The organism is Hallella bergensis DSM 17361, assembly GCF_000160535.1.
GTDB classification, from domain to species: Bacteria; Bacteroidota; Bacteroidia; order Bacteroidales; family Bacteroidaceae; genus Prevotella; species Prevotella bergensis.
In genome coordinates, this window is record NZ_GG704781.1 from 692,056 (window position 1) to 698,418 (window position 6,363).

At 44.5% G+C, this 6,363-nt stretch carries 3 protein-coding genes and 1 pseudogene; 1 reads left to right on the plus strand and 3 read right to left on the minus strand.

Annotated elements, in window-relative coordinates; genetic code table 11:
• Positions 1-76 precede the first annotated feature (76 nt).
• The gene (locus HMPREF0645_RS06905; protein WP_044123355.1) at positions 77-1,420 is read left to right on the plus strand and encodes a TolC family protein; all 1,344 of its coding nucleotides are present in this window, start codon (positions 77-79) and stop codon (positions 1,418-1,420) included.
• A 113-nt stretch (positions 1,421-1,533) separates the two neighbouring features.
• Here HMPREF0645_RS06905 and dapA read toward each other — a convergent pair whose 3' ends face one another.
• From dapA to HMPREF0645_RS13965, 3 genes and pseudogenes are all read right to left on the minus strand, one after another.
• Positions 1,534-2,421, minus strand: coding sequence for a 4-hydroxy-tetrahydrodipicolinate synthase (gene dapA / locus HMPREF0645_RS06910; protein ID WP_007174211.1), 888 nt, complete (start codon positions 2,419-2,421; stop codon positions 1,534-1,536).
• A 193-nt stretch (positions 2,422-2,614) separates the two neighbouring features.
• Positions 2,615-5,581 (minus strand): translocation/assembly module TamB domain-containing protein, encoded by a 2,967-nt coding sequence (locus HMPREF0645_RS06915; RefSeq protein WP_007174212.1) that lies wholly within the window; start codon positions 5,579-5,581, stop codon positions 2,615-2,617.
• A pseudogene (locus tag HMPREF0645_RS13965) lies at positions 5,562-6,363 on the minus strand (translocation/assembly module TamB domain-containing protein); the annotation flags it as partial. The pseudogene HMPREF0645_RS13965 and the gene HMPREF0645_RS06915, both read right to left, overlap by 20 nt.

A 6,363-nucleotide genomic window follows, 5' to 3' on the forward strand; every position in this document is an offset into this window, starting at 1 on the left:
ATATTTTAGAATTGGAATATACTTTTTTCTTGTTCTGTCTGTCAAACAACTGAACATGATAATCAATTGATAGAGTATGAATAGATCATTCGTGGTGTCTGCCGTTACCTGTATGCTGGTTGGACTCCCAGTAGTGTCAGAAGCCAAGCAGTGGACGTTGCAGCAATGCATTGAGTATGCCTTGAGCAACAATATCTCGCTTCGAAAAACCAGCATCAAACGTCTGAGTGCACTGGAGGACGTGAAGTTGAGCCAAGCGGCCTTGCTGCCTTCACTTTCTGCGTCTACTTCACAAAACGTAACCTACAGCCCCTGGCCTGAAACCGGTAGCTATAAGATTGCCGGCGACAAAGTGCAGGCCAGCGTGGACAAAGCTTACTACAATGGATCGTATGTGGTGAGCGGCAGTTGGACGGTATGGAACGGCGGACGCAACCGCAACCAGGTCAAGGCGAACAAACTGGTGGCCGACCAGGCTGCTCTCGACAGTGCCATCACGGCCAACAGCATACAGGAGCAGATAGCTCAGCTCTATGTTCAGATATTGTATTCGAAAGAGGCTGTCAACGTCAATAAGCAAACTCTTGAGACATCAATGAAAAACGAGGAACGCGGTCGGGAGTTTGTCAATGTCGGGAGCATGAGCAAGGCTGACTTGGCGCAGCTTACGGCTCAACGTGCGCAGGACGAGTATGCACTGGTACAGGCTGAGAGCAATTTAAGGGATTATAAGCGACAACTGAAAAAACTGCTGCAGATTACCGACCAGGAAGAATTTGACGTGATCGTTCCGCTTGCAACCGATGACATGGCTTTGCAAGCTATCCCCGGCGTTACTGTGGTATATGAGAATGCGCTGAACAGCAGACCCGAGATCAGAAATGCGATGCTCGGTATCAAGAGCAGCGACCTGAATATCAAGATAGCCAAGGCTCTAAAATTGCCAACAGTTGCAGCCAATGTTGGCGTGGGAACCAACACCACATCGATGAACAACAACGCATGGGGCGCGCAGTTGAAAAACAATTTTGGTGTGAATGGTGGTTTGTCGGTGAGCGTGCCTATTTTTGACAACCGACAGACAAAAACAGCTGTAAACAAGGCCTTGCTATCCAAGCAGGAGTTTGAACTCGACTTGAAGGAACAACAAACCACCCTTTATTCCACGATAGAAAACTATTGGTTGCAAGCCCTGAACAATCAGGAGAAGTTCAGGAGTGCAAAAATTAGTGCGCATTCTGCTCAAGTGAGCTATGAATTACTGAGCGAGCAGTTTCGGCTTAACCTGAAGAACACCATCGAGCTAATGAATGGCAAGGATGCGCTGATGAAGGCACAGCAGGCAGAACTTCAGGCAAAATATCTTGCGATACTGAACATCGATTTGCTGAAGTTCTATCAGAACGGTACGTTGAAATAAAGATTAGCACCTGCATATGGCCTCCCGGTATGGCTCAAACCTGTAGACAAAACTTCGCAAAAGGCGTGTGAGGCTGCATGCAGGAGGACCTATGCGAGCTGAAAGAAGATGACTCAGATGGTCATCTTCTTTAGGATTTCTGCCATTTTCTGTTTGGTTTCAATCTTTGTCGGAACCAATGGAAGGCGAAGAATGTTTTCTATGAAACCCATATCGTTGAGCAATGCTTTGACTCCGGCTGGATTGCCATCCACAAACAAAAGACTGTATAACTCAGTAAACATATGATGGATTTTGCGGGCAGGCTCATACTCACCATTAAATTCAAGACGGATCATGCGGGAGAACTGCTTGGGTAGAGCGTTGCCAATAACCGATATGACACCCGCGGCACCACTGGCTACCATGGAAAAGGTAAGTGCGTCGTCACCGCTAATAACATCAAAGTTATCTGGCTTATTCTTGATAATTTCGTCAACTTGCTCCAAACTACCCGAAGCCTCCTTGATGGCTACAATGTTTGGGCAGTCTCTGGCTATCCTCACGGTTGTGGCCGAACTCATATTTACGCCGGTACGGCCTGGCACATTGTACATAACTACAGGCAGGGGACTTGCAGCTGAAATTGCCTTGAAATGCTGATAAAGTCCTTCCTGAGACGGCTTGTTATAATACGGGCAGATACTTAATATTCCATCAATACCACTCCAATCTGTGTCCCGTATTTCCTTAGTGACGGCAGACGTATTGTTTCCGCCGCAATATTTCAGAATGGGCACGCGTCCGCGAACCTCTTCTTTTACAAGATTTGTAATATGATCCTTCTCTTCTTTGGTCAGGCAGGGAGTCTCGGATGTGGTAGCCAAAATACATAAGAAGTCGGCACCATTATCAAGCTGATACTCAACAAGCCTTTTCAAAGCTTTGTAGTCTACCTCCCCGTCACTGCTAAAAGGTGTAACCAAAGCAATGCCTAATCCTTTGAAAATGTTATGTGCCATGCTTTTTGAATCTAAATTATATTGATGGTCCTTGAATTACAAATCAAATACAAAGTTAATGTTTTAGTTTCAATTTGCAAAATACTAAGCAGAAAACTATGAATAAATTTATAAAATCTGTAAAATGAAGATGCATGTTGCTATTCAAGAGTTTGGCTCAGACCTGTGAGAAACAGCGAAGTCATAACGCTCCTTATTTTTTCTTTTTCCATCTGAAAAGGGACCGCCAACTGTCAAAGTCCTTCTTAATGATGAATCCCAAGCCTTGTGTATTGAGAGAGTTTCGTGTAAAATATCGGTCGTTGGTTTTGTTGTACACATGTATGCTAAGGTTGCCACTGGGGATAATATGGTAGCGCAGGTCAAAGTCGCCTATAAAGGAAGCCGTTGTATTTTTGTTGTCGCGATAGCCAAACTGTCCATCAAACAACAGGCGATTATTGAGCATGCGGCCGCTCAGCAATCCCTCATATTCAGCATTGTTCCATCCTTCGTCGCCCGGAGAAATATTGGCTCCAAGGTTCCAGTTGGTGTCTTTTACTACAGAGCCCAATACCGAATTGAGTTGTTGACTAATCTGTCCACTTAGAATGCTTTGCATGGCTAAACTCGTGCGGTTATCAGCATCGTTAGTGCCCGCATTGTTAGTCCCCTGAGCATAGAAACGTCCTACGGCCAGCAAATAGAGCACCTGCTGGTTCATTTCTTCTTCGCTGTTTATCAAGCTGTATATCATCTGTTTGACATCGGTGCCAATGGTGGGCATATCCAAATCAAACTCGACCTTGGGCATGTTTGGGGTGCCGGAAATGTTCATAATGCAGTTTACCTTGATATTATTGCCAGAGAAACTGCGCCCGATTTGCAGGTCGGACAGACTCACGGAGTTGAGTGCGTATAGTGCCTTGAGGTTTATATTAGCATCTGCCGGGTCGCCTCCAAATATAATGCTACTACCTTGTGCAAAGTTGAACTTCCTCTTGAGTATATTTTGTATCGTCAGATTATACACACCTTTGTCAATCAAATAATTGCCAAAAATATCCAAATCACCTTTGTTGTAGTAAGCAACACGTAGTGCTCCCGACCCATTGAGAGCGATATAATCACCCGTCGTCTTGTCCATGAGAACTTTCAGCGTGGCATCCGGCGTGGCGTTGATCACGAAATTCATGTGTATATCCGTCGGCGAGTCTGCCATATCATCATCTTCAATGATACTGTCGGGGTGGGCAGATGGCAAGCGTGTGCCTGGAGTTATGATATTAGCAGAGTCTCTCGAACTCCAATGTATGAATTCCTGTGAGCCTATGGCATCGGGCGACGACACGTCGTATACAATTTGTGAATGTTCTTCAGGCGTTACATTGGCATCAATGATTAAGTCTCCGGATTTACCCTTGATATCCACTTGTCCCGTACCATAAACCGTGCCGTAGAACGTGCTACCGTATGATGGTCCCTGATCATATGCCAGCAGGTGATTGGCTTGAACGTTGATGTCATAACTCATATTGGACAAATGGTCGTGATACAAGCTACCTGACACGACTCCCACATTACCATTGCGGTCGTAAATGGTATCATTGGGAAACTGAATTTCATTAATGAGACAGCGTATGATGCTGTTACGCAGCGTGTACGTGGTGTTCAATGGCGTAATGCCTAACTTGCCATTGGCTAACAGCTCACCGGTCAGGTTGAGGTCTCCCAAGTCACCCCATAAGCGTACCGCACCGTTTACCGTGAGATCAACATGATCCATGAAGCTCTCACAAAAGGTGCCTACAAATTCTCCGCGGGTGTTATTGGCTTCTATACCCAAATCCATATAGTTTCGTTTGGGCGACACATAGCCTTGAATTTTTGTCATGCGCCGTCGTGGTGTAGCCGTGATCGTCTGCATAGTGTCTGTGGCCTGTGCGTGGATATCAACCTGTTCCAATTCACGATTCCAATTTACATTCGCTTGAAGATTGCCCATTCGTCCTCCTTCGAAACGAAAATTGTTGATATGAAGCATTCCTCTTACTTCGGGATTATCAAACACTTTCGAAATGTATCCCCTGCCAGAAGCACTGCCACTAAATTCAACAGCGTGAAAATTGACCAAATTAAGGATATAGCTCACATTTACATCATTCAGATCCACCATCAGCGAGTCGTTGGTGTTCTTGGTTGTAATACCATTGACCTTGACATATTGATTTTTCCCTGTGATAGCAAAGTTGTTAACCACCAATCGATTTTTGCTATAGACAATGTTAGAAGGATGTATCGTGAAGGTGCTGTCACCAATACTAATATTTGATCTTTGTATCGCCATATGAGCTTCGGCCTGCCCCTCGTCGCCTTTAGAAAAGCCGATGATGGAGTTGAGTCTTCCCGACAGACGGTGCCTACGTGCATGATTGTCTACTGTCAAAACAGAGGCGAGCTGGTCATTGCTTGCTGATGCCTCCACTCTATATTCCATACCAACTCCGTCAATATCCATTTTCATGGCACTGATATCGGCATTCAGTTTATTGTCGGGTGATTTAATGACGACCGACACATTTTTATAAGGTATGTTATTGTATATGATATTCGGAACAAAGACATCCGCACTTATATCGTCAGTCTCACTTTTCAGACTTCCGTTAATGCGCATTGGTTCGATGATTTCAATGGGTGTTTCCAAAAGTTGATGTAACCAATCACTACGTTTTACGGTTGCTTTCAGGTTGAAATTGTTGGCTTGTGTCTTCTTAAACTGTATAGGAGTAAGCTGTTGAATGCTTGGGAGTCTACTTACAATAGCATTTTTTACGCTTTGCATGAGTGTGGAATAGTCAAAGCGTCCGGTCAAGTCAGCATCGGCAAAGTCACTGCGCAATGTGAGATAATGTCCCTGCTTATTATTCCAAGCTTGCAAACTGAACGAGTTGAGCCTGTATTCGTCTTTGTCCGTTGTTTTGGTGAAGTCCGTAAGATATAGATTTCCGGTAGCTGTGTTCAGGCAATTTCCTGTGAACGATGCAATTAGATTACCACTATAGGTAGCGTTACCCAACTTGTCATGATGCAAATGTAGTGCTGTCGGATTAAAGCGCCTGACCTTTGCAGTGAGATTGGCCGACATGTTCTTGTTGTTTGTGTTAGAGCTTACCCTTGGCATTGGCCATAAGATTGGGGTCGTCTATACTGATCTGTCCATCAAACGTGCCATTGTTATAGCTGCCATCAACTGTGATGTTGCGATAGTCGTATTGATTGTAAACTATTTGCGAGACATTGCCTTTTGCCCTGTATTGCATTCGCTTTATATTTCCCTCAACATGAATGTTAGTGGCCAATTTCCCAAATTTATCGTTATTGAGTATCTGACGCAAATTGAGACCTTGGGTGTCTACGTGTCCTGTAAACACGTCGTCCCTCACCTCTGCCGTTATGTTGGCATTGCCAGCCTCTGAGCGAAGAACACCCTGAGTGCTAAAGTTTTTGCCAAGTCCTTTTGCCTGTCCACGATAGTTGATGCTATTCATCCGCCCAATTGCTTCGGGTATGTTGCTTCCAAGTAGTTTCAGTCCATCTTCATTCATGGTCAAATAGGAAATATTGGCATTCCATTGGGGCTTGTATTTTGTGAAATGGACAGAGCCTGAGAGTGAAAGTTTAATGTTGGCGAGCGAATTTAAAGAAAGTGCAACTCCCTCCTGAGGTACAACCACGTCAAGTTTATGACAATGCAGACTTTTGTTTGTTCCCGAGAAAATAGAACTTAGCACAACAGGACTGGCAAATTTGTCTAACCTAGGATCAAGGCTCCTTAAGTCTTTAGGCGTTATATATGATTCCCTAACGCTGCCATTTAACTGTAAAGTAGCGGGATTAATCTGATTGCCGTCAAATCTATATGTAGCGATAACATTACCCATATGAAGCTCTGAGGAGGGCATG

Bases quoted from the DNA above. Each gene is read 5' to 3' on its own strand.
- HMPREF0645_RS06905 (WP_044123355.1), top strand. From the start codon at position 77: ATGAATAGATCATTCGTGGTGTCTGCCGTTACCTGTATGCTGGTTGGA.
- dapA (WP_007174211.1), bottom strand. From the start codon at position 2,421: ATGGCACATAACATTTTCAAAGGATTAGGCATTGCTTTGGTTACACCT.
- HMPREF0645_RS06915 (WP_007174212.1), bottom strand. From the start codon at position 5,581: ATGCCAAGGGTAAGCTCTAACACAAACAACAAGAACATGTCGGCCAAT.